The 23,554-nt window shown below is 71.0% G+C and carries 15 protein-coding genes and 1 pseudogene; 8 read left to right on the forward strand and 8 right to left on the reverse strand.

Translation table 11 applies throughout. From position 1 onward, the window contains the following. Positions 1-124 precede the first annotated feature (124 nt). Complete coding sequence (locus ABT147_RS08215) at positions 125-1,570, reverse strand: MFS transporter (protein ID WP_351403414.1); 1,446 nt, start codon at positions 1,568-1,570, stop codon at positions 125-127. Between the two features lie 82 nt (positions 1,571-1,652). Between ABT147_RS08215 and dusB the strand changes: the two genes are divergently transcribed. Together dusB and ABT147_RS08225 are read left to right on the forward strand one after the other, a co-directional pair. Beyond that, a complete protein-coding gene (gene dusB / locus ABT147_RS08220) occupies positions 1,653-2,831 on the forward strand; it encodes a tRNA dihydrouridine synthase DusB (RefSeq protein ID WP_351403416.1) in 1,179 nt (392 codons plus the stop codon). Positions 2,832-2,929: 98 nt separating this feature from the next. After that, entirely contained in the window at positions 2,930-4,114 is a 1,185-nt protein-coding gene (locus tag ABT147_RS08225; RefSeq protein ID WP_351403417.1) for a polysaccharide pyruvyl transferase family protein, read from the forward strand. Between the two features lie 177 nt (positions 4,115-4,291). On the opposite strand, the gene ABT147_RS08230 is transcribed toward ABT147_RS08225, so the two are convergent. Both ABT147_RS08230 and ABT147_RS08235 read right to left on the reverse strand, forming a co-directional pair. Next, entirely contained in the window at positions 4,292-6,232 is a 1,941-nt protein-coding gene (locus ABT147_RS08230) for an amylo-alpha-1,6-glucosidase (protein WP_351403418.1), read from the reverse strand. Next, positions 6,229-7,836, reverse strand: a complete 1,608-nt coding sequence (locus ABT147_RS08235; RefSeq protein ID WP_351403419.1) for an MGH1-like glycoside hydrolase domain-containing protein — start codon at positions 7,834-7,836, stop codon at positions 6,229-6,231. Before ABT147_RS08235 ends, ABT147_RS08230 begins: the two co-directional genes overlap by 4 nt. Before the next feature lie 228 nt (positions 7,837-8,064). On the opposite strand from ABT147_RS08235, the gene ABT147_RS08240 reads away from it, so the two are divergent. From ABT147_RS08240 to ABT147_RS08265, 6 genes are all read left to right on the forward strand, one after another. Then, complete coding sequence (locus tag ABT147_RS08240; RefSeq protein ID WP_351403615.1) at positions 8,065-9,264, forward strand: ROK family protein; 1,200 nt, start codon at positions 8,065-8,067, stop codon at positions 9,262-9,264. A gap of 436 nt (positions 9,265-9,700) precedes the next feature. After that, positions 9,701-12,448, forward strand: coding sequence for a pyruvate, phosphate dikinase (gene ppdK / locus ABT147_RS08245; RefSeq protein ID WP_502983048.1), 2,748 nt, complete (start codon positions 9,701-9,703; stop codon positions 12,446-12,448). A gap of 278 nt (positions 12,449-12,726) precedes the next feature. Next, positions 12,727-13,146 carry a hypothetical protein gene (locus ABT147_RS08250; RefSeq protein ID WP_351403421.1) on the forward strand — a complete coding sequence of 140 codons (420 nt, stop codon included), beginning with the start codon at positions 12,727-12,729 and terminating at the stop codon, positions 13,144-13,146. A 64-nt stretch (positions 13,147-13,210) separates the two neighbouring features. Further along, positions 13,211-13,897 (forward strand): ABC transporter ATP-binding protein, encoded by a 687-nt coding sequence (locus ABT147_RS08255; protein ID WP_351403617.1) that lies wholly within the window; start codon positions 13,211-13,213, stop codon positions 13,895-13,897. Continuing rightward, the gene (locus ABT147_RS08260) at positions 13,894-16,194 is read left to right on the forward strand and encodes an FtsX-like permease family protein (RefSeq protein ID WP_351403422.1); all 2,301 of its coding nucleotides are present in this window, start codon (positions 13,894-13,896) and stop codon (positions 16,192-16,194) included. Before ABT147_RS08255 ends, ABT147_RS08260 begins: the two co-directional genes overlap by 4 nt. A 57-nt stretch (positions 16,195-16,251) precedes the next feature. Further along, on the forward strand, positions 16,252-16,623 hold the full coding sequence (locus tag ABT147_RS08265; RefSeq protein WP_502983049.1) for a hypothetical protein: 372 nt from the start codon (positions 16,252-16,254) through the stop codon (positions 16,621-16,623). Between the two features lie 44 nt (positions 16,624-16,667). Here the strand turns inward: ABT147_RS08265 and ABT147_RS08270 are convergent, their stop codons facing one another. From ABT147_RS08270 to ABT147_RS08290, 5 genes and pseudogenes are all read right to left on the reverse strand, one after another. Then, positions 16,668-18,146, reverse strand: a complete 1,479-nt coding sequence (locus ABT147_RS08270; RefSeq protein ID WP_351403425.1) for a condensation domain-containing protein — start codon at positions 18,144-18,146, stop codon at positions 16,668-16,670. Between the two features lie 159 nt (positions 18,147-18,305). Then, the gene (locus ABT147_RS08275) at positions 18,306-19,643 is read right to left on the reverse strand and encodes a glycosyltransferase (protein ID WP_351403426.1); all 1,338 of its coding nucleotides are present in this window, start codon (positions 19,641-19,643) and stop codon (positions 18,306-18,308) included. A gap of 136 nt (positions 19,644-19,779) precedes the next feature. Next, positions 19,780-20,940 (reverse strand): alkaline phosphatase PhoX, encoded by a 1,161-nt coding sequence (locus tag ABT147_RS08280; protein ID WP_351403427.1) that lies wholly within the window; start codon positions 20,938-20,940, stop codon positions 19,780-19,782. Between the two features lie 247 nt (positions 20,941-21,187). Continuing rightward, positions 21,188-22,771, reverse strand: a complete 1,584-nt coding sequence (locus tag ABT147_RS08285; protein ID WP_351403428.1) for a sensor histidine kinase — start codon at positions 22,769-22,771, stop codon at positions 21,188-21,190. After that, positions 22,768-23,280, reverse strand: a pseudogene (locus ABT147_RS08290) (winged helix-turn-helix domain-containing protein); the annotation flags it as partial. The gene ABT147_RS08285 and the pseudogene ABT147_RS08290, both read right to left, overlap by 4 nt. Between the last annotated feature and the right edge of the window lie 274 nt (positions 23,281-23,554).

Raw genomic sequence — 23,554 nt, forward strand, 5'->3', positions numbered from 1 at the left:
CGACACCCTGACACCCGCACGGTTGCGTTCCACGTCCGTGAGGAGTCTGCGGCAAGAGCAACATCAACAGGGGAGGTTGAACGATGAGTTATCCCATTGGTTACCCGGTCCCCGGTGCCGGCCCCTACGAGCCGACGCCCGCCGCGTCCCGCACCTCCGCCGACTCCAGCCGTTTCGCCGTCTGTTCGGCGGTCCCCCGGGCCCACGCGCCCGTGGTGAGGGCGCCGAGGACGAGTACGACGAAGCCGCAGACCGCGAGGATCCACCAGGCGGGGCGGGCCGCCGCGACGAACGAGTCGGCGTACGACGACGAGCCGATGCCCGCCGCGAGGACCGCGCCGATCACCGCGACGCCCAGTGTCTGGCCGATCTGGCGGCTGGTGGAGGCGACCGCGGCGGCGACACCGGCCTGGGCGCGCGGCATCCCGGACACGGCCGTGTTGGTGATGGGCGCGTTGACGAAGCCGAAGCCGAGGCCGAAGAGGACGTAGCCGATGACGAGGGTGACATTGCCGGTCTCGGCCTCGAACGCGGCGAAGAACACCCCGCTCGCGGTCATCGCCGTCCCGGCGATCAGGAGGGGCAGACGCGGCCCCCGGCTGCCGACCATCCGTCCGGCGACCGGCGCGCAGACGAAGCACAGGATCGCCATCGGGAGCATCCACAGCCCGGCGTCCAGGGCGTCGAGGCCGCGTACGTTCTGCAGGTAGAGCGTCGACAGGAACAGGAAACCGCCGAGCGAGGCGAACGCGCTGACCGCGATCACCGTCGCCCCGCTGAACGGCGCCGAGCGGAAGAAGCGCAGGTCGATGAGGGGTTCGTCGCGGCGCGGCTCGTAGCGCAGGAGGGTCAGCAGCGCGGCCAGGGCGACGCCGCCGAGCGCGAGGGTCTCGGCGACCGGCGCGGTCGGCGCCTCGATGATCGCGTACGTGAGGGAGCCGAGCAGCACGATGACCAGGAGCTGTCCGACGGGGTCGGGGCGGCGGGCCTTCGGGGCGCGGGACTCGGGGACGTACCGCCAGGTCAGCAGCAGCGCGGCCAGCCCGACCGGAAGGTTTATCCAGAAGATCGAGCGCCAGCCGACGGAGTCCACGAGAACCCCGCCGATGATCGGCCCGGCGGCCATCGAGATGCCCACCACCGCGCCCCAGACACCGATCGCCCGGGCCCGCTCGCGCGGATCCGTGAACGTGTTGGTGATGATCGACATGGCGACCGGGTTGAGCATCGAGCCGCCGACCGCCTGCACCATACGGAAGGCGACCAGCGATTCGAGGTTCGGGGCGAGCGAGCACAGCACCGAGCCGACCGTGAAGACCACCAGGCCGGCCATGAAGACCCGTCTGCGGCCGATCCGGTCCGCGGTGGAGCCCGCCAGCATCAGCAGGGCGGCCAGGACCAGGGTGTAGGCGTCGATGGTCCACTGCAGACCCGCGAGGCTCGCGTTCAGGTCACGCTGCATCGAGGGCAGGGCGACGTTCAGGACGGTGTTGTCCAGGCTCACGATCAGAAGGCTGGTGCAGCAGATCGCGAGCACCAGCAGACGGTGGCGGCGGCTGAGCTCGGGCATGCGCACCATCGTACGCCTGACTCAATAGTGTGCCTAACTAATGAATGACGTGGTGTTCGTCCGTGTGCGTGACAATGGGGGAATGTCCACGCCCTCGAACGCGACCGCCTCGCCCCTGCGGATCGGTCCGCACACCGTCTCGCCGCCCGTCGTCCTGGCCCCGATGGCCGGCATCACGAACGCGCCCTTCCGTACCCTGTGCAGGGAGTTCAGCGGCGGCAAGGGCCTGTTCGTCAGCGAGATGATCACCACGCGGGCGCTGGTCGAGCGCAACGAGAAGACCATGCAGCTGATCCACTTCGACGCGACCGAGACACCGCGCTCGATCCAGCTGTACGGCGTGGACCCGGCGACCGTCGGCAAGGCCGTCCGCATGATCGCGGACGAGGGCCTCGCCGACCACATCGACCTCAACTTCGGCTGCCCGGTCCCCAAGGTGACCCGCAAGGGCGGCGGCTCGGCCCTCCCGTACAAGCGCAACCTGCTCCGAGCCATCCTCCGCGAGGCCGTGAGCGGCGCGGGCGACCTGCCGGTCACGATGAAGATGCGCAAGGGCATCGACGACGACCACATCACCTACCTCGACGCCGGCCGGATCGCCGTCGAGGAGGGCGTCACCTCGATCGCCCTGCACGGCCGCACCGCCGCCCAGCACTACGGCGGCACCGCCGACTGGGACGCCATCGCCCGCCTCAAGGAGCACGTCCCCGAGATCCCCGTCCTCGGCAACGGCGACATCTGGTCCGCCCAGGACGCGCTGCGGATGGTGCGGGAGACCGGCTGCGACGGCGTCGTCGTCGGGCGCGGCTGCCTCGGCCGACCCTGGCTGTTCGCGGACCTGGTCGCCGCCTTCGAGGGCCGTACGGAAGCCCGTGCCGGAGGCGCTGACGGATACGGCGCGGCGCCGGCCCTCCGCGAGGTCGCCGACATCATGGTCCGCCACGCCACGCTCCTCGGCGAGTGGATCGGCGACGAGGCGCGCGGGGTCATCGACTTCCGCAAGCACGTGGCCTGGTACCTCAAGGGCTTCGCGGTCGGCTCCGAGATGCGCAAACGCCTCGCCATCACCTCCTCCCTCGCCGAACTCCGCGCCGGACTGGACGAGTTGGACCTCGACCAGCCCTGGCCCGTCGGCGCCGACGGGCCGCGCGGCCGTACCTCCGGCAACAACCGCGTCGTCCTGCCCGACGGCTGGCTCAAGGACCCGTACGACTGCGCGGGCGTGGGCGAGGAAGCCGAACTGGACACGTCCGGAGGCTAGTTGTTCGGGGCTGCCCGTTCTGTCGGTGTTCCGGTCGTTGTGCGGCCGGTTTCCGTCATCTCGGAATGAGTGGGGAAATGTCCGGGTAGCGCGTTTTGGTGTGCGGAGCGAATGAGACACCGAAAAAGTCGAAGAATCCGGCGAAGAGGCCCTCGAAGCGGCCGCTGCGGAAACCGTCGGCCCAGCCGTGCAAACCCTCCCGGCCCCCCGCCCCGCACACCCCGCCCCCGTCCTACGTCCCCCACTGCGCGCACTACGTCTCGTACGTCCTCACCGTCCTGGACCGGCTGGTGCCGGCCGGCACCCGGTGCGCGGTCATCGGCGCCCCGCTGAACTCCAACGTCGGCGACAGCGCGATCTGGCTCGGCCAGCGCGCGCTCCTCGGCGCGCTCGGGGCCGAGGTGCGCTACGCCTGCGACCTGATGTCGTACGACGCCGGGCACCTGGCGGCCTGCCTCCCGGACGGCCCGATCATGCTCACGGGCGGCGGCAACCTCGGTGACCTGTGGGAGGACAGCCAGCTCCTGCGGGAGCAGGTCCTGCGCGACTTCCCGGACCGCCGGATCGTCCAGCTGCCCCAGTCCGTGCACTTCACCGACCACGCCAACCTCACCCGGGCCCGCCGCGTCTTCGACGCCCACCCCGACCTCACACTCCTGCTGCGCGACCGGCACAGCCTGCACCGCTGCCGCACGGTCTTCGAGGCCCCCGCGCTGCTCGCCCCCGACCTCGCCTTCGCCGTACCGCCGGACGCGCTGGCCGGCGGCGCGGTCGCCCATGACGTCGTCTGGCTGGCGAGAGAGGACAAGGAGTCGGCGAAGGGCCCACCGGCCGGGCGCGGCGCGTCCCGCACACGGCAGGACGGCCCGTACGTCTTCGACTGGACCCGGGAGGGCGCCGACCTCGACTGGCGGCAGGCGAAGGAGGCCCTCTGGCGCGGCCGGGCCCGCGCCCTGTGCCGCGCCGGCTCAGGTGACCCGCCCGGCGCCGTTCCCGCCCTCCTCGCCGCCTACGACGGCCTCGCCCGCCTCCAACTGGCCCGAGGCTGCCGCCTGTTGACCGCCGGCCGCGTAGCCGTCACCGACCGCCTCCACGGCCACGTCCTCGCCCTCCTCCTCGGCCTCCCCCACGTCCTCGTAGCCGACCGCTACGGCAAGGCCCGCAGCTACTGGGACACCTGGACCACCCACCGCCCCCCGACCACGGAGTGGGCCTGGACAGAGGCGGAAGCGAGGCAGACGGCGGGACGGCTACTGGAGCGCCTCCGGGCCCCACAAAGGTGAAAGGCAGGGGGCGCAGCCCCCGCCTTTCAGGGGCGCGGGGAACTGCGCGAGCAACCACGACGCACCCGCAGCCGAAGCTGCAAGGGGCGCAGCCCCGTGCTTTTCAGGGGCGCGGGGAACTGCGCGAGAAGCCCCACCGAACCCGCACCCACCGACGAACCCGCACCCCAACGGCGCCTAGGCCCCTCCCACCGCGGTCAACAGCGCCAACGGCGCCGCCGCCGACCGAGACTCCCGCACACACGCATGCGGATACGGCACCGGCACCGGATGCGTATCCCGCCCGTACCCGGCCAACACCTCCGGCAGCCGATACCCGGCCGCCCCCGCCGCGTCCACCATGCCGGAGGCCACCGCCCGCGCCTCGTCATGCAGCCCGTACCGCGCCAGCCCCAACGTGATCAGCGCGTTGTCGTGCGGCCACACCGACCCCCGGTGGTACGACAGCGGGTGATACGCCGGCTGCCCGGCGGCCAGCGTCCGCACCCCCCACCCGGAGAAGAAGTCGGGCTCCAGCAACCGCCGCCCCACCGCCTTCCCGTACTCCTTGTCCAGCAGCCCCGACCACAGCAGATGCCCCGCGTCCGAGGCGAGCGCGTCGACCTGCCCGCCCTCGCGGTCCAGCGCCAGCGCGGGAAAGCCGTGCCGGGGCATCCAGAAGTCCCGCTGGAAACGGTCCCGGAGGTCACCGGCGGCCTGCTCCAGCAGCGCCGCGTACACCTCGTCCTCCCACACCGTGCGGGCCAGCACGGCGGTGCGGCGCAGCGCGTCGTACGCGTAGCCCTGCGCGCCCGCCGCCATCACCGGCCCGGCGGCGGGCCGGCCGCCGTCGGCGGAGCAGATCGAGCCGGGGGAGTCCTTCCAGTTCTGGTTGGCGAGGCCGCCCTGGTCGGCGCGGTAGACGAGGTAGCCGCGCGAGGTGAGGCCGCCGTGGTCGAGCATCCAGCCGATCGCGGCCCGCGCGTTGGGCTCCAGGCGGCGGGCCAGGGTGACGTCCCCGGTCTGCTCGACGTACGCGCCGAGGAGGACGAGGAAGAGCGGGGTCGCGTCCACCGAGCCGTAGTAACGCCCGTACGGCACCTGCCCGAAGTGCGCCAGCTCGCCGTGCCGCACCTCGTGCACGATCTTGCCGGGCTGGGCCACCGAGTCGACGCCGACCTCGGTCGCCTGGGCCGAGGCGAGCGCGAGCAGCGTGGCGGCGGCCGGCTCCGGCCGGTAGGGGAGCGTGAAGAGGGAGGTCAGCAGGGCGTCGCGGCCGAGGAGGGTGAGGAACCAGGGCGCCCCCGCGGCGGGCACCCGTACCGTCTCGCCGTCCGGGCCGGTCGCCGGGACCTGGAGCGCGGCGAGATCGGCGAGACCGCGTGCGCAGGCCGCCGCCAGCTCCGGCCAGCCCGTGGGGAAGGCCACGCCCTCCACGAACTCGTCCTCGGCGGACCGGAGTTGCTCGTGCACGGCGACCGGTGAGCGCGGAACCCGGATGGCACGCCGGTCGCCGTGCGGCCGGGCCATCACCCGCAGGGTCAGCTCCACCGAGCCGTGCGGTGCGACATCGAGGGCCCAGACCAGGCGCCGCGCCCCCGTCCCGGTCTCCTCCACACTGTCCGGCACGGGCTCGGCCGTCACCGTCGTGCACGACCGCCACTCACCGCGCCGGTAGCTGAACTCCACCCCGTCGTCGAGGACTTCGCGCTTCCGGACGACACCGCTCTTGGCATACGTACGGAAGTCGGAGCGCAGCTCGAACTGGTCGGTGAAGTCGGCGTCCGCGGTGATCGCGATCCGGACCGTCGTCGCCACCGGGCGGTTGCTCGTGACGCGCAGTGTCTCCACGAACGCGCTGTCGGAGACGGCCTGTTCACGGAAGAGCGTGTACGCGGGCGGCTCCCGGCGCCCGCCCCGGGGCACGAGCACACAGCGCGCGATGTCGCCCTCCGCGACCGGCGTCAGCGTCTCGGGGACCGCGCCGTCGACGGTCAGCTGCCACCGGCTCAGATGCCGCGCGTCCCGTACGAACAGCCCGTCCGGGGAACTGCCGCCCCGCACCCCGCTGATGTCGCCGCCGTCGCCCACGGCGGCGAACGTCCCGCCGCGCACGAGCAGGTGATGCCGGTCCGTCATCCCCGGTCCCCTCCCTGGTCACCCATGCCGAACACGACCTCGTTGTCGTGGTGTCGTCCGTCGTGCGCTTCTTGACGCGGTTCCTGACGTGGTTCGCGGCGCGGCTCACGGCCGTCGTGGTGCTCACGGTGGCTGTGGTCGGTGTGGCCGTGGTCCCGGTCGTCCTGGTGCAGCAGGTCGAGGGTGAGCGCGGCGGTCCAGCCGAAGCCGAGGGCTCCGCAGGCCTCGCCGGTGTACGGGTCCACGTACTCGGCGAACCCGGACGCCCCCGCGGTCTCCAGCAGCGCCGCCCGCAGCGCGTCGGCCCGGCCCAGTTCCCCGTGCAGTCTGAGCCCGCGCTCCAGCAGCCAGTTCGTGTTGAACCACGCGGGACCGCGCCAGTAGCGGTGCGGATCGAAGGCCTCGCCGGTCAGGTCGTACGAGGGGACGAGCCGGGTGGTGTCGCCGAGCCCGAAGCGCGGACCGTGGACCGTGCGCACGAGGGCGGCCGTGAGGTCGCGGGGGAGGCCGGGGAGCAGCAGGGGGATCAGGCCGGAGACACCGCGCTCGGGGATCAGGGCGTCCGTGGTGACGTCCCGGCAGAAGAACATCCCCTCCGCCGGATCCCACAGCCGCTCCACCAGAGCCGCCGTCAGACGCTCGGCGTGCGCGTGCCGGGCCGTCCCCGGGGCACCCAACTCCTTCGCGATACGGGCGAGGGCGTGCTCGGAGGCGATGAGCAGGGCGTTGAAGGCCGGATCCTCGACGGCGAAGTCACTCCGTCCGCTCCCGGCCCCGGCCCCGCTCCCGGCCCCGCTCCTCCCGACCGCCCGGTCCCGGTACCCGGCGTCCCGGTAGTCCGCCGCCAGCCGTACATACCGTCCGTAGTCCAGATCCGTCGGCCGGTCCTCGGCGGCGCCGTGGTCGAGGTCGGCGCGGCGGAAGGAGCGGGCCGGGGCCGGGGTGATCCGGGCGAGGGGCGCGTCCCAGGCCGGACTGTTGTCCATGCCCTGCTCCCAGGGGTGGACGACCGAGGCCAGCCCGCCCCCGCCCAGGTCGCGGCGGTGCAGCAGATAGCGGTGCCAGGCCGCCAGCCGCGGATACACCCGGGACAGGAAGCCGCGCGCCCGGGACAGCCCGGGGTCCGACCGGTGCACCAGCCACGCGGCCAGCGCGTGCACCGGCGGCTGCACGATGCCCGAGGTCTGCGTGGTGCTCGGGGCGCCGGCCGTACGCCCGGCGGTCGAGGAGCGCCAGAAGTCGGGGCTCGGGAAGTACGCGTCGAGCGGCACGGAGGGGTTGAAGACGATGTGCGGGATCCGTCCGTCGCCCCACTGCGCGGCGAGCAGCGTCTCCAACTCGGTCTGCGCCCGCAGCGGCGACAGATGCCGCAGCCCGATCGCGATGAACGCCGAGTCCCACGACCACTGGTGCGGATACAGCTTGCGCGACGGCACCGTGGACCGGCCCGTCCAGTTGGCGGCCAGCACGTCCGCCGCCGCGCGGTGCAGCGCACCGGCCGACGCGGTCGCCGCCCCCGGTGACACGACCGGATCGTATACATCGCCTCCGACGTGCGCACCCGGGTCCGGGCGACGGGCGGTGAGCTGGGTTGTGCGGTCCACGCAGGGCTCCCTGAGGACAAGGTGCCGACCGGTTCGGCAGTAGCTACCGTAGGGTTACGTCTACTTAACACGCAAAACTCAATATGTAATGCAGAGTTGGTGAGCGCAAGAGGGTGAGCGGGAACGGATTCCCCTGGGGCCGCGACAATGGCGGCACCGGGGACGCCATGCGAACCGCGTGGCAACCGGACGACAACGACATGACGACATGAGCGAAGGGCCGTGAAGGTGGGCAGTCACGCCGGTGCCGGAGATCTGCTGGAGCTGGTCCGCAGCGGCCGGGCCACCACCCGTGGCGCGCTCCAGCAGGCCACGGGCCTGTCCCGGGCCACGGTCGGCCAGCGTCTGGACCGCCTCTTCCGCGCGGGCTGGCTCCGCGAGGGCGCCGGCGGCCCCGTCGGCTCCCCGCTCGGCGGACGGCCCTCCATCACCCTGGAGTTCGACGATGCGCACGCGCTCGTCCTCGCCGCCGACCTCGACACCCGCCACGCCCGCGCCGCCGTCCTCTCCCTCACCGGCGAGATCCAGGCCGAGCACACCGGCACCCTGGTCATCGAGGAGGGCCCCGACGCCGTACTGGACGAACTCGGGCGCTGGTTCGCCGAGTTGCTGGAGAAGTCGGGCCGCCCGGCGGACGCGGTCTGCGGCATCGGCCTCGCCGTGCCCGGCCCGGTGGACTCCGACACCGGCCGCGTCGTCCAGCCGCCGATCATGCCCGGCTGGGACGGCTACGACATAAGGAGCCGCCTCGCCCGCGCCTTCACCGAACACGCGAACGGCCCGGCCGGCGTCCCGGTCCTCGTCGACAACGACGCCAACCTCATGGCGTACGGCGAACAGCGCACCGGGTACGCCGACTGCTCGGCGTTCGCGCTGGTCAAGGTGTCCACGGGCATCGGCGCGGGCGTGGTGGTCGGGGGCTCGATATACCGGGGCGTCGACGGCGGCGCCGGGGACATCGGCCACATCCGGGTCCCGCAGGGCGCGGACGCGCTGTGCAGGTGCGGCTCGTACGGCTGTCTGGCGGCGGTCGCGAGCGGCGGCGCCGTGGCCCGACGACTGGCGGAGGCCGGGGTTCCGGCAGCCTCGGGATCCGATGTACGGGATCTGCTGACCGCCGGGCATCCCGGGGCGGCGGCGCTCGCGCGGGAGGCGGGCCGGGTCGTTGGGGACGTCCTGGCGACGGTCGTGACCCTGCTGAACCCGGGCGTCCTGATGATCGCCGGCGATTTGGCCGGAACCCCCTTCCTCACGGGCGTACGCGAACTGCTCTATCAGCGCGCCCTGTCCCGCTCCACGGCCCATCTGGACGTGGTGACCTCCAGGCTGGGGGAGCGGGCGGGCCTGGTGGGGGCGGGTGCGCTGGTCGTCGAGTACCTGTACGCGCCGGAGCGGGCCGAGGAGCGGTTGGCGGCGCTGGGGGTGTGAAGGGGCGCGCGGGGGCGCGAGCGGGTGTGACGGGCGTGTTTCTGTCCCAGGAGCAGGTCCGCATGGTGAAATCCGGGCCCCTCGAACTGCGTGATTCTCGCCACCCCTGATAGGGCTTGCGCTCAGATGAGCGATTCGCGGGCGACTCTGCGACTTCAAAGGGTGGCACTGGGTGCCACCCTTTGATCGTTCATCGAACGAACTCAGGCGTGCCGATAGCCGCTCATGTGAGCGTTATGGGGTGCGAGTGGAGATGATCGCTTTCAAGAAGTGAACACATCTCGGCGCTGTTCCTTGCCAAGCCTTGACTTTCGATCTACTGGCGGACGGGTGGTTACAGGCGCATGACGCGCAAGTGGACGTACCCAGGTGCCTTCGATCTGGGTATGTTCCTCGCCGTCAGGGCAGCCACCGCGTCCTCAAGGAGTTGGGACCTGTGTCGGAAAACAAAGATCCCCACGTAGGCCACGTAGCTCAGAGTGTTGAGGGCGTGAAGTTTGTTTATGACTTCACCGAAGGCAACAAGGACCTGAAGGACCTTCTCGGCGGAAAGGGCGCGAACCTCGCCGAGATGACCAACCTCGGTCTCCCCGTGCCACCCGGCTTCACCATCACCACCGAGGCCTGCAAGGTCTACCTCGACAGCGGCGACGAGCCCGCGGCACTCCGTGACGAGGTCAGCGCCCACCTGGTCGCCCTCGAAGAGCGGATGGGCAAGAAGCTCGGCCAGGCCGACGACCCGCTCCTCGTCTCGGTCCGCTCCGGCGCGAAGTTCTCGATGCCGGGCATGATGGACACCGTTCTGAACATCGGACTGTCGGACAAGTCGGTCCAGGGTCTGGCCAAGCAGGCCGGCGACGACCGCTTCGCCTGGGACTCCTACCGCCGCCTCATCCAGATGTTCGGCAAGACGGTCCTCGGCGTCGACGGCGACCTCTTCGAGGAGGCGCTGGAGGCGGCGAAGACGGCCAAGAAGGTCGTCGTGGACACCGAGCTGGAGGCCGCCGACCTCAAGAAGCTCGTCACCAAGTTCAAGAAGATCGTCAAGACCGAGGCCGGCCGGGACTTCCCGCAGGACCCGCGCGAGCAGATGGACCTCGCCATCCACGCGGTCTTCGACTCCTGGAACACCGACCGTGCCAAGCTCTACCGCCGCCAGGAGCGCATCCCCGGCGACCTCGGCACGGCGGTCAACGTCTGTTCGATGGTCTTCGGCAACCTCGGCCCCGACTCCGGCACCGGCGTCGCCTTCACCCGCGACCCCGCCTCCGGCCACCAGGGCGTGTACGGCGACTACCTCCAGAACGCCCAGGGCGAGGACGTGGTCGCGGGCATCCGCAACACCGTCCCGCTGGCCGAGCTGGAGTCGATCGACAAGAAGTCGTACGACCAGCTGATGCAGATCATGGAGACCCTGGAGAACCACTACAAGGATCTCTGCGACATCGAGTTCACCATCGAGCGCGGCCAGCTGTGGATGCTCCAGACCCGTGTCGGCAAGCGCACGGCGGGCGCGGCCTTCCGTATCGCCACCCAGCTCGTGGACCAGGGCCTGATCGACGAGGCGGAGGCCCTCCAGCGGGTCACGGGCGCCCAGCTCGCGCAGCTGATGTTCCCCCGCTTCGACGAGGACGCGAAGGTCGCCCAGGTCGGCCGGGGCATCGCCGCCTCCCCGGGCGCGGCGGTCGGCAAGGCCGTCTTCGACTCGTACACGGCCGTGAAGTGGTCGCGTTCGGGCGAGAAGGTCATCCTGGTCCGCCGCGAGACCAACCCCGACGACCTCGACGGCATGATCGCGGCCGAGGGCATCCTGACCTCGCGCGGCGGCAAGACCTCCCACGCGGCCGTGGTCGCCCGCGGCATGGGCAAGACCTGTGTCTGCGGCGCGGAGGAACTGGAAGTCGACACTAAGCGCCGCCGGATGACGGTCCCCGGCGGCCATGTGGTGGAGGAGGGCGACCTGATCTCCATCGACGGGTCGAGCGGAAAGGTCTACCTGGGCGAGGTCCCGGTGGTCCCGTCCCCCGTCGTGGAGTACTTCGAGGGCCGGATGCACGCGGGCGCGCAGGACGCCGACGAACTGGTCGAGGCCGTCCACCGCATCATGGCCTTCGCCGACCGCAAGCGCCGCCTCCGCGTCCGCGCGAACGCCGACAACGCCGAGGACGCGCTGCGCGCCCGCCGTTTCGGCGCCCAGGGCATCGGCCTGTGCCGTACGGAACACATGTTCCTCGGCGACCGCCGTGAACTGGTCGAGCGTCTGATCCTGGCCGACACGGAGGTGGAGCGCGAGGAGTCCCTGAAGGCCCTCCTCCCCCTCCAGAAGCAGGACTTCGTCGAACTGTTCTCTGCGATGGACGGCCTCCCGGTGACGGTCCGTCTCCTCGACCCGCCGCTGCACGAGTTCCTCCCCGACATCACGGAGCTGTCGGTCCGCGTGGCCCTGGCGGAGTCCCGCCAGGAGCCCCACGAGAACGAGCTGCGGTTGTTGCAGGCGGTCCACCGCCTGCATGAGCAGAACCCGATGCTGGGTCTGCGGGGTGTACGTCTGGGCCTGGTCATCCCCGGCCTCTTCACGATGCAGGTCCGTGCCATCGCGGAGGCGGCGGCCGAACGCAAGAACGCCAAGGGCGACCCGCGCGCCGAGATCATGATCCCGCTGGTGGGCACGGTCCAGGAGCTGGAGATCGTCCGCGAGGAGGCCGACCAGGTCATCGCGGAGGTCGAGGCGGCGACGGGTGTGGCCCTGAAGCTGTCGATCGGCACGATGATCGAACTCCCGCGCGCCGCGCTGACCGCCGGTCAGATCGCCGAGGCGGCGGAGTTCTTCTCCTTCGGCACGAACGACCTGACCCAGACGGTGTGGGGCTTCAGCCGCGACGACGTCGAGGCCTCCTTCTTCACGGCCTACCTGGAGAAGGGCATCTTCGGCGTCAGCCCGTTCGAGACGATCGACAAGGACGGCGTCGGCTCCCTGGTCAAGCTGGCGGCGGAGGCCGGCCGGGCCACCCGCCCCGACCTCAAGCTCGGCGTCTGCGGTGAGCACGGCGGCGACCCGGAGTCCGTCCACTTCTTCCACGAGGTCGGCCTCGACTACGTCTCCTGCTCCCCGTTCCGCATCCCGGTCGCCCGCCTGGAGGCCGGCCGCGCGGCCTCGCAGTCCGTGGGCAGCGACCACCGCTGAGGCCTTCCGGCCCACACCAGCCCCGGAACCGCCGCTTGTCCCCGACCGACCCTCACCGATGGGCGGCGGTTCCGGATCACGAAGAGAGGGCGGCACCCCGTGCGGGGGGTGCCGCCCTCTTGGTTTTGGGGTGTAGTGGGCGTTTCGTTGCCTTCCATGCTTCAAGATCACCTGAATCGGTGGTGGTTGGGAGATCGATCGTTTCTCTGCGCGGTTGTGGCGTTACAGTCCGTAATTGATGGTGGTCGTCGGGGCTGCCGGTGGTTGCGGAGGGGTTTATGAAGAAGACCATGGCCGGGCTGATGGCGGCCGCGCTGATCCTCACGGGTGCGGGGGCCGCGCTCGCGGCGCAGAAGGGGCGGATCCCGGCGCTGACGTCGGCCGGTGTCGCATTCGAGAAGGGGACGTACAAGTTCAATCCCCCTGGTACCGATCACGGCTCATTCGAGTGGGCCGGCGATCTCAGGGACGCGTACCCGGACGACGGCCACAACGTATACGTACAGGTCGGTGTCGAAGGGCACGGTTGGGCGCGGTACTACGGGAAGCAGCGGCGCACCGTGAGCGTGCGCCACTCCGACTGGAGCGGAGCGCAGCAGTACACGGACAACGCGAAACTCCGGGTGTGCCGTGACCGGGGCTCCCTGCGGCCGGACAACTGCTCGCCCATCAAGTACTTCTCGTACACGCCCCACTGACCCCACCCGGCATCCACAGCCCAGGCGTCCCCGCCTGGGCTCGTGCTCTTCTTAGGGGAATGAGATCAAGACTTCAGAAGTCCTGTTCGCCAAGGGAGTCGACCTTCTCTACGGTGAGACCCTCGCGGTCAGGAACGCCGAGATCTCCCTGAGCCGGGGGGAGGTCGTGGCGATCACCGGACAGAGCGGCTCGGGGAAATCGTCACTGCTGTACTGCCTGGCCGGTGTGTTGCCGGTGGCCCGAGGTGAAGTCCGGTTCGAAGGGCGCCCCCTCGGCGAGCTCGACGACGAGGAACTCAGCGAGCTGCGCCGGGAACGCTTCGGGTTCGTCTTCCAATACGGCGAACTCCTCCCCGAGCTGACGGTGGAGGAGAACACCGCGCTTCCCCTCCGGCTCGCCGGGCAGCGCAAGAAAGAGGCTCTCGCCGCAGCCGGAGAGGTACTGGGCCGGCTCGGTCTCGCCGACCTGCGGGAGCGACGGCCCTCACGGGTGTCCGGCGGCCAGAGCCAGCGCATCGCGGTGGCCCGCGCCTTGGTGCACCGCCCTGCCGTGGTCTTCGCCGACGAGCCGACCGGGTCCCTCGACAGCGCCAACGCCACGGCCGTACTCGACGAGTTCCTGACCCTCGCCCGCTCCCAGGGAACAGCGGTGGTGCTCGTGACGCACGACTCCCAGGTGGCGGCACGTGCGGACCACCGCTACACGATGCGCGACGGCGTCCTCTCGGCCCAAGTGAAGGAGGCGACGTGAAGGAGCTCGTCCTGGGGCTGCGGCTGTTGATGGGCGCCGGACGTGGCAGTCGTGTGCGATTCCTGCTCATGGTCGCGGGGAGCGCCGTCGGGGTGGGTTGCCTGGCCATGGTCCTCACGATTCCCGGGATTCTGGCCGCGCAGGACGGGCGTAAGGCCGCGCGTGGACCGGAGTGCGTCAAGGACCCGAAGCGGTTCGCCTGCCTCGTGCCCGAAGGCGCTTCCTTCGAGCTGACCAGGACGGACCCTTACGGTGCGGAACCCCTCACCCGAGTCTTTCTGGCCCGGGGGGACAGGCATGTCGAGCCACCGCCGGGTCTGAGGGAACTCCCCGCCCCCGGTGAGCTGTTGGTCTCTCCCCGACTGAGCGAGGTACTGCGGCGAGAGCCCGGACTGGCTCAACTGCTGCCGGGTGCGGAGAAAGGGATCATCGGGGCCCAAGGGCTGGCTCACCCCGCCGAGTTGTACGCGTACGTCGGGGTCAGCCAGGACGAGCTGGAGGGCGGCGGCAACCCTGTGGCGTTCTTCGGCGAGGAGTTCGCCGGCTCGCCCACGGTGGACCCCTCGACTCTCGACATCGTCCGCTTCACCCTCGCGGGCGTCGTCCTGCTGCCCTTGGCCGTGTTCCTTTCCGTGTGCGCCCGGCTCTCCGCAGCCGCTCGCACCCGGCGGCTGGCCGCCCTACGGCTACTGGGCCTGAGCAGGAAGGGCACCCAGAGGGTCAACGCCGCTGAGACGGTGGCGGCGGCGTTGCTGGGGGCTGTGCTCGGCCTGGGCGTCTACGAAGTTGCCAATCAACTGGTCTCGCGCGTGGGTGTGCCGGGCTTCAAGTGGTACCCCTCCGACGGGGCGCTGTCCTTGTCCACGGCCCTTGTCTGTCTTGTCGGCTGCCCGGCACTCGCCTGGTTCGTGGGCCGGGCGAGCGCGAGGAAGGCGGCGGCGAATCCGCTGGCCGTTCGACGAAGCGCTGTGGAGCGGGCACCCGGAAAGTGGGGGCTGCTCCCGCTGGTCCCGGGACTGGGCATCGTGGCCGGGTACTGCGTGGCCGGTGCGACGGGCCACGCGCCCAGGGACACCGCACTCTCCTCGATCCTCATGCCCCTCGCCGTCCTCCTGGTCGGCATCGGGCTCGTGATGCTGCTGCCGGTCTTCTCACGGGCCGTTGCCCAGAAGGTCGCCCACTCCACCCACTCGGTCTCCCTCGGACTCGCCATGCGGCGCAACGAGACCGAACCCGGGGGCGCGCTTCGGGTGGCGACCGGGCTGGTGATCCTGGTCTTCACGGCCTCGCTGGTACAGGGGGTGCTGATCGAACTGGACCAGGTGAGCAAGCACACCTTGCCCGTCCAGGAGTACAGAATCCCGCTCAAGGACGTCACCGAGGAGAAGCAGCGGGCCTGGCAGCGGGTGAAGGGCGTCCGCGCCCACGCGATGGTCATGCAGTCACGGACCAGCGGGGACATCGACCATGTGGTTCCGAGCATCAGCGCGGTGGTGGCCACCTGCGACCAACTGCGCGGAATGCTGCCGAGAGTCGACCGTTGCGTGGACGACCGCCCTGTACGGCTCTCGGATCCGGACCAGCTCTACGAAGGGGACAGCAAGCCCGGGGCGAGCTTCCTCTTCGACATGCGGAGGGGGGACGATCGGCACGCCATGAGAGTGGAGGTGCCACGAGAGACGCTACGGTTCAGCGGCTACCCAGGCTGGCCGATCCTCCACAGTGGAGACGTACTGGTGCCGCCCTCCGCACTGCCGGAAGGGTTTCGCCCGGACCAGGCCACCCTCAGCCTCTTCAGCGACTCCGCCCCCGAAACCGTCCGCGCCGTCCTCGACGGCATCGGCGGTGTCGACCCCACCACCGAGGTCGACACCCCGGGCGTGGTCGTCACGTCTCTCCAGCAGATCACCGTGGTGAAGAGCCTGTTGGGGATCGGGATGGTCCTGGGCCTGATCATCGGCGTGGCCGCCTACCTGGTGGCCGCCACCGACCGTGCCGTCGAGCGAAAGCCCCAGGTGACCGCCCTCTCCCTGCTCGGCGCACGCCCCCGCACGCTGCGGGCCGTGCAGGTCGCCCAGGTGGTCGTGCCGTTGGCCGTGGGGCTCGCTCTGGCGGTGGTGATGGGGAAGTTGGCCGAGTCCAGCTATCTGGTGACCGGGGGCGGCGCCATCTACTGGGACGGCGCCGGAATCCCCCTGCTGCTGGCCTGCGCGGTCGGCGCGGTGGCCGTGGCCGCCGTCGGGGCGCTGCCGCTCGTGGGGCGTCGGATCGATCCGGAGCTGATCCGGCGGGACTGAACACCCGGCGGGACCGAACACCCGGCGGGCAAACTCCGTGGCCTGTCCGCCGGGTCCATGGATACCTTCGGGTTCGTGAGCAGGCAGCGAGAGACGACGACACTGTGGCGGCCCACCGGTCCCGAGGAGTTGGAGCTGGTACGGGAGTCGGGGTGGCGGGCCTGGCCGCCGCGCCTTCCCGAGCAGCCGATCTTCTATCCGGTGCTCAACGAGGCGTACGCGGTGAAGATCGCCCGGGACTGGAACGTGAAGCACGACGGGGCCGGGTACGTCACCCGGTTCGAGGTCGAGACGGAGTTCCTGCGGCGGTATCCGGTGCGGCAGGCCGGTGGGGAGACGATCCTCGAACTGTGGGTCCCGGCGGAGGAGCTGGAGGAGTTCAACGCGCACATCGTGGGGGACATCGCGGTCGTGCACGAGTTCCGATGAGCCGGGTGAGGTGAGGGCCACCGTCCCTCACCTCACCTCGCGGCTCAGCTCCTGGCCGTCGTCGTCTCCCGGGACGGCCGAGGGATGGACACCGGACCCGCGCTTCGTCCGCCGCTGATCTCCAGCAGGACCCGTACGAGTTCGTCGTGGAGCGCGTCGCTGATCTCATGTGCTTGGGGTGTGTCCACGTGCAGCATGTTGACGTGGAGACCGGTGTCCGTGCGGTGGAACCAGTGGCTGATGCCGTTGCCACGGGCGGCCCAGACGTGCAACGTCGGGTTCCAGAGCGGGTGTTGGGGGCCCCCAGGGGTCCTGCGGAAGTCGATGTAGGAGAAGAAGTTCACCGGGAACGGCCAGTGGTGGAGGCAGAAGGTCTCCGGGGCCAGCAGTTCCCACGCCCGTACGAAGGGGATGCCGGCATTGCGCTGCAACTCGCCGTACGCCGTCCGGGCCCGCGCGATGGTGGTCGCGTGGTCCGTGCCGCCCTCGCCGACCTGGAACGCGATCGGCATCGTGTTCACGAACCAGCCGATGGAGTGCTGCCACGGGTTCGGGGTTCCGCCGGGCTCCCCTCCGCCCCCGTCCGTCCGCTCGCTGATGGGAAGCAGACCCCGGTAGACCCCCGGGCCCCCGAAACGGTGCTGGGCCGTCGCCGCCGCCGCCAGGACGGCCGTGAAGACGCTGCCCCCCGATGCGCGGGCGCCCGCCGCCAGGGCGTCGGTCCGGGGAGCGTCCAGGAGGGGGAGGCTGCGGTTCACGAGGGGGTACAGGTGGTCCTCGGGTACGCCCAGGTCGAAGGGGAAGCGGGGGAAGAAGCCGCCGTTGCCCTGGATGAAGACCTTCCAGTACGTCAGACGGTCGTCGTCGTGGCGGAGGGAGGTGTAGCGGCGGCGCTGGTCGTCGCCGAAGGTCAAGTAGCTTCCTGCGGAGGGGAGTTGGGGGGTGCGGTTTGCCGTCAGGGCGGCGTACGAGGTCTCGATCTCGTTCACGACGACGGGCATGGACAGGCCGTCGCACACGATGTGGTCGAAGCAGAGATAGACCGTCGCGCCCGTCTCCCGGACCACCGCGCCCATCAGGAACAGCGGCCAGGACAGCGTGTCGATGCTCTTGAACGTCTTGTCGAGGTGGGTGTGCAGATCCTCCCCGGTGTCGAAGTGGCCGACCTCCTCCGCCTCCAGGACGATGGATTCGGGCGCCAGTGCCGTGCAGTTCAGGTCACCGGCCAGGCGCTGGAACTCACAGCGGAGCACCTCGTGGCGCCGTACGAGGAGAAGGAGCGCCGATTCGAGTGCCTCCGTGTCCAGCCGGCCGGCGATCTCGAAGGTGACCGTGATCGAGCTGGCGATTCCGTCGGTCGTCCTCCGGGTCGCTTCGGACGACGAGTGATGCTTGTCCTGGTTGAACGAGGCAGAAGTGAAAGCGGAATCCTGTCCGTCGTGGGGGGAGTGCTTCGTGCGCAGGGACCAGGAGATGACGGTCCCGGGCGCGATGCTGGCGTCGGAGAAGGGGATTTGCAGCACTCGGGGGCCTTCTGTTCGTGACTTGTGGGGGGAAGTCGGCGGAAGTCGGGGGGATCAGGGGTGAGGGAGAGAGTCGGGGGCGGGGGAATCGGAGAGGTAATGGTGAGTGGTAATGGGGAGGGGTGACGGGGAGGGGTGACGGGGAGTGGTAATGGGGGCTCAGGAAATGTGGGCCAATAGGGAATTCACCGCCGTGTTGACGCCGTCCTCCGCCCGGACGAGGGCGGCGATCTCGCTTGCCCGGTGTGCCAGGCGCCGGTCCGTCACCGAGGTGGCGATCGCTTCCGCGAGTCCGTGCGCGGTGAGGGTGCGGGCGGTGAGGGGAGCGGGGGCGACGCCCAGGGCTCGCATACGGGCGGACCAGTGGGTCTGGTCGCCCATGTGAGGGCAGAGGACCTGAGGGCGTCCGGCGGCGAGGGCGGCTCCGACGGTGCCGGGGCCGCCGTGGTGGACGATCGCGGCCGTACGGGGGAAGAGCCAGTCGTGGGGGGCCTGTTCGATCGTCAGGATGTTCGGTGACGGTGGGCCCCCGGACGCGTCGGCCGCCGCGCCGATGCCGCCCCAGCCGGTCGCGACCACCGCTCGTACGCCGGTGAGGCGGATCGCCTCGGTGACCAGGGCGTGGTTCCGGTGGGCCCGGGTGCCGGTCATGCTGCCGAAGCCGATGTAGACCGGGGGCGGCCCCTCGTCCAGGAAGCGGGCCAGCTCCCGGGGCGGCGTCCAGTCGGGGCGGGCGGGCAGGTACCAGAAACCCGTGGTGCGTACGGCGTCGCCCCACGCCCGGTCGACCGGTGTGATGTGCCGGCTGAACGACTGCAGGACCGGGCGCCGTCTGCCCTCGGGGTCCCGCAGCCACCGCCGCGCACCGTGCCGGCGGGGCGCCAGGCCCAGTTCGGTCGTCCGCCAGCGCTCCACCTGGCGGGACCGCTGGGCCGCGGTGACCAGCGCGTATGTGCTCCGGTTGAGGAAACGCGGCACGCGGGGGAGCGGCATCAGCTGGCAGGGGAACGCGTCGGTGGGGATCCAGCCGGGCTGCAGTGCCACGACGACGGCGGGTACGCCCAGCATGTCGGCCACATGCTGGGCGGGGAGCGCCGCCGAATGCACCACCGCCGCCACGTCACCGTGGTCGTGGGCGATGGCCGCCACGTCTCGCAGTGAGGGGATGAGTAGTTGTTTGAGGCGGGCGACGGTCCGGGCGGCCGCGAGCTTTCCGCGGACACCCATCAGGCCTTTGTCGATGATTTCGCGGGTCGCCGTCTCGTCGAGGATCCGGGTCGGGCCGTCGTCGATCGCGGCGAAATCGACGCCGTACGCGGCCGCGTCGGCCGTATAGGAGGAAGGGGCGGCCAATAACGGGTGATGGCCGTGGCGACGGAGCGCCACGGCCAATGCGAGAAAGGGCTGTACGTCCCCGCGAGTGCCGCATGCGGCCAGGAGAACCTTGTGCGAGCGGGCGCCGACTCCGAGGCTCTCCGGCCCCGATTCTTTGGGCATGACCACGCGCTGAACCTAGCAGAAGCGGAATCGAACAAGTCTTGCGTGATAATGAGTTCGAGGACTTCTGGGATTCTATTTTTTATGGGTGCTAGGGGCGTAGTGGCGTAGGGCCGTTGAGGCTATGGGCTCGGTGTCAGGTGCGGAACGGGCCCGTCACCTCATAGGTGATGCCGCCCGACGAACTGCCGCTCGTGCCGCGCTGGCTGGAGAAGTAGAGGCGGCGGCCGTCGGGGGAGAAGGCCGGGCCGGTGATCTCCGACGAGGACTGGCCGTCGATGCGCAGGAAGGGGGCGATGGTGTCGTTCGGGGTGATGAGGCAGATCTCCATGTTGCCGCCGTCCTCGGCGACATAGAGGTCGCCGGAGGAGGTGCCGGTGATGTTGTCGACGCCGGTGAGGGGAGCCGTGCCGGAGGAGACCAGGGAGTCGTCGTACGCCAACTCGTAGGTACCGGCGGCGAGGTTGAGCTGCCAGACACGGTTGTCGCCCTTGGTGGTGAACCAGACCGTGTCGTCGGCGTAGTAGCAGCCCTCGCCCCCGTTGAAGGACTTGGAGCCCGAGACCTGGGTGCGGGTGGACGTGGGGGAGCCGTCCGGGTCGGGGACGTTCGCCCAGGTGTAGGAGCCGGACGTGGCGCTGCCGGCGACCATGACCTGGAGGGTGCCGGAGGACAGGTCGCCCCAGGTCGTGGGGACGAAGCGGTAGAAGCGGCCGTTCGTCTCGTCCTCCGTCAGATAGACCACCCGGCGGACCGGATCGGCCGCCGCCGCCTCGTGCTTGAAGCGGCCCATCGCGTCCCGGCGGACCGCCGCCGTCGCGCCCCACGGGTCGGTCTCGTAGACGTAACCCCGGTCCACCTCCTCGCAGGACAGCCAGGTGTTCCAGGGGGTCTTGCCGCCGGCGCAGTTCTGGCGGGTGCCGGACAGGACGCGGTACGCGGACGTGACCGCGCCCGTCGACGAGAACCGCACCGCGCTCGCCCCGCCGGAGGGGTTGATCTCCGAGTTGGAGACATAGATCCAGCCGCTGCCGTCCGCGTAACAGGCGCCGCCGTCGGGGGCGTTGTGCCAGGTGTACGACGTCCCGGGCACCGTCTGGCCGGAACGGGCGATCACCCGGCTGGTGAAGCCGCTCGGAAGCCTGATGCCGTTGGCGTCCGCGCCGCCGAGCGCCCCGTACGGGCCCGCGCCGGGCTGGGCGGGCGCGGCATACGCGGCGCCCCGCCACAGGGTTCCGCCGAACGCGGTCGATGTGCCGCCGAGTACGGCCGCGCGCAGGAGAGTACGACGTTCCACTGTCGCTCCAAGGGATACCTTGACCGGCCCGCCTGCCGGTCGGCGGCGGGGTCGCGCGCTCATGGAACTTAGGTGAGTGTGATTGACGGGGCATGGACAATCAATGGCGCTGCGGCGGACAGGGCACCCCGTTGGCGGCGCGGTAGCGCCCTACAGGGACGCGGGGAACCGCGCGATAAGCCACGTACCATCCGCAGTCGCCGTACAACGCGCCACTCCCGAGCCATGGCGCGGGCGGCCGGTCGCCTCACGCCGGCAGCGGCGGAGCCTCCCGACGCCGCTGCCCCGGCCGCCCCCCGAACCCATGCCCGTGGCTGTGCGGCGGAGCCGGCGGCTCCGCCGACGGAAGCCGGACCACGGCGTCCAACCCACCAGTGGCCGCCTCGTGGAGCGCCACCGCACCCCCACTGGCGTGCGCGAGGCGCTGCACGAGGGAGAGCCCTAGACCGGTACCGCCCTTGGGTGCGCCGGGGGCGCGCCAGAACCGGTCGAACGCGCGGGCGCGCTGCTCGGCCGTCATCCCGGGGCCCTCGTCGGTGACATGGAGGTCGACCCAACTGGGCCGGGCGTCGCGCAGCGCCCGGCGGGCGGGGACGAGGAGCCGTAGCTCCATGGTGACCGTGCTGTGGGCGGGGGAGGCGCGCAGCGCGTTGGAGAGGAGGTTGTCGAGGATCTGCTCCACCGCCCCGGGGACGGCCGACACCGGGCCGACCACACCGGCGAAGAGGACCAGCGAGACCCCCTCGCGCTGGAACAACGGCCCCCACGTACGGTGCCGTTCCGCGCAGATCGCGCTCAGGTCGACCTGGGCGGGGATGGCCGCCGCCTCCTCCAGGCGGGCCATCGCCAGCAGACCCTCGACCATCCGGGCCAGCCGGTCCGTCTCGGTGACGGCGGCGTCGAGGCTCGGCCGGGCGCGCCGGGCGATGTCCGGCTCCAGGTTCTCCAGCCGTAGCCGCAGCGCCGCCAGCGGCGTCTTCAGCTGGTGCGAGGCCTCACCGGCGAAGGCCCGCTGGGAGGCCAGCAGATGTTCCAGGCGGGCGGCGGTCGTGTTGAAGGCCGCCGCGAGACTCCGTACCTCCGGCGGGCCCGAGGTGACGACCACACTGGTGGCCGCACCGCCCTCGGCCAGCCGGTGCGTGGCCTCCTCCAACTGCCGGATGGGGCGCCCCGTCCAGCGCGCGAACGCGAACGCCACGGCGGCGACTCCGGTGAGCACCGCGAGCCCGACCAGCGCCAGGAGCAGCCAGACCGCGTACACCCGGGCGTGCACCATCGTCGTCGGGAGGGTGATGCGTACGGCCCCCTGGGTGCGGGCGGCAGAGTCTGCGTCCGTTCCCGTGGCCGCGGCCGCGGTGGTGCCGATGGTCGCGGTGGTGGTCGGGACCGAGTCGGTGCCGGTGTCCGCCGTCGCGTGGCCCACCGGAGCCGCCACGGACAGGTAGTGGACGCCACCGGTCGTCGTCGTACGAACGTCCGTGGTGGCGCGGCCCCGGAGCGCGGCGGAGATCTCGGGGAGGGAGGAGAGCGTCTGTTCCTCGTCGTCGGAGAGGGAGTGGGAGGAGGCCAGCAGCTTGCCGTCCGCGTCGACGATGACGACCTTGCCGCCGATGCGCGCGGCGCAGTGCCGGGCCCGTTCGAGGAGTTCGTCCTGGCGGCTCGCGGCGAGGGACAGCGCGGTGTACGCGGCCACCGACTCGGCCTCGTCGTTGGCCGAGTTGACGATCCGCTCGCGCTCGGCCCGCGAGTAGACGAAGCCGAGCGGGATCTCCAGGCCGAGCAGGACCAGGGCGGCGAGGCTGAGGTAACTCAGCAACAGGCGCCGGGTCATGACGCCCTGGCCTCGGATGTGCGGTGCCTTCCGGAGCCCGGGCCACGCCCCCGTCCCCGGCCCTGGCTCTGGCCCGGACCGTTGGTCTGTCCCGGAGACTGCCCGGGGGAGCGTACGGCGAGCCGGAAGCCGACACCGCGCAGGGTCTGGATCCACGCCGGGTCGCCCAACTTGCGGCGCAGGGTGGCGACATGGACGTCCAGGGTCTTGGTCGGGCCCTGGTAGTGGTCGTCCCAGACACGGTTGAGGATCTGCTGCCGGGAGTAGACCGCGCCGGGGTCCTCGGTGAGCAGCGCCAGCAGTTCGAACTCCTTCGGCGTCAGCGCGACCGGCACCTCGCCCACCCACACCTGCCGGGTCCGCCGGTCCACCACCAGCGGGCCGGGCGGCGGCGGAGCCGAACCGTCGTCGGCGGCGCCCGGACCGGAGGAGTCACGCGGGCCGGGCGGGGCCTGTTCGTACATGGGGGGTTCGTAGACGGGGGGTTCGTAGGGGGGAGGGTCGTAGGCGGCTGGGCTGCCGTGCGGCGGGGTGCCGTACGTGGGGGTGCCGTGGGCCGGGGTCCCGTACATCGGGGAGCCCTGTGGGGGAGTGCCGGGAGCACCGGGAGTGCCCTGCGCGGTGCCGAACAGCGGGTTGCCGTACGTCTGGTTGCCGGGGGTGGCGGGGGTTCCGTGCGCTCGTGTCTCCGGTGCTCGTGTCCCCGGCGCCCCCGGTGGCGGCGCCGGCGTCTCGTACGAGGCCGACCAGTCGTACACGGACCCGCCGGCCCCCGCGTCGAAG

Source organism: Streptomyces sp. NPDC001868 (genome assembly GCF_040297125.1).
GTDB lineage: Bacteria > Actinomycetota > Actinomycetes > Streptomycetales > Streptomycetaceae > Streptomyces.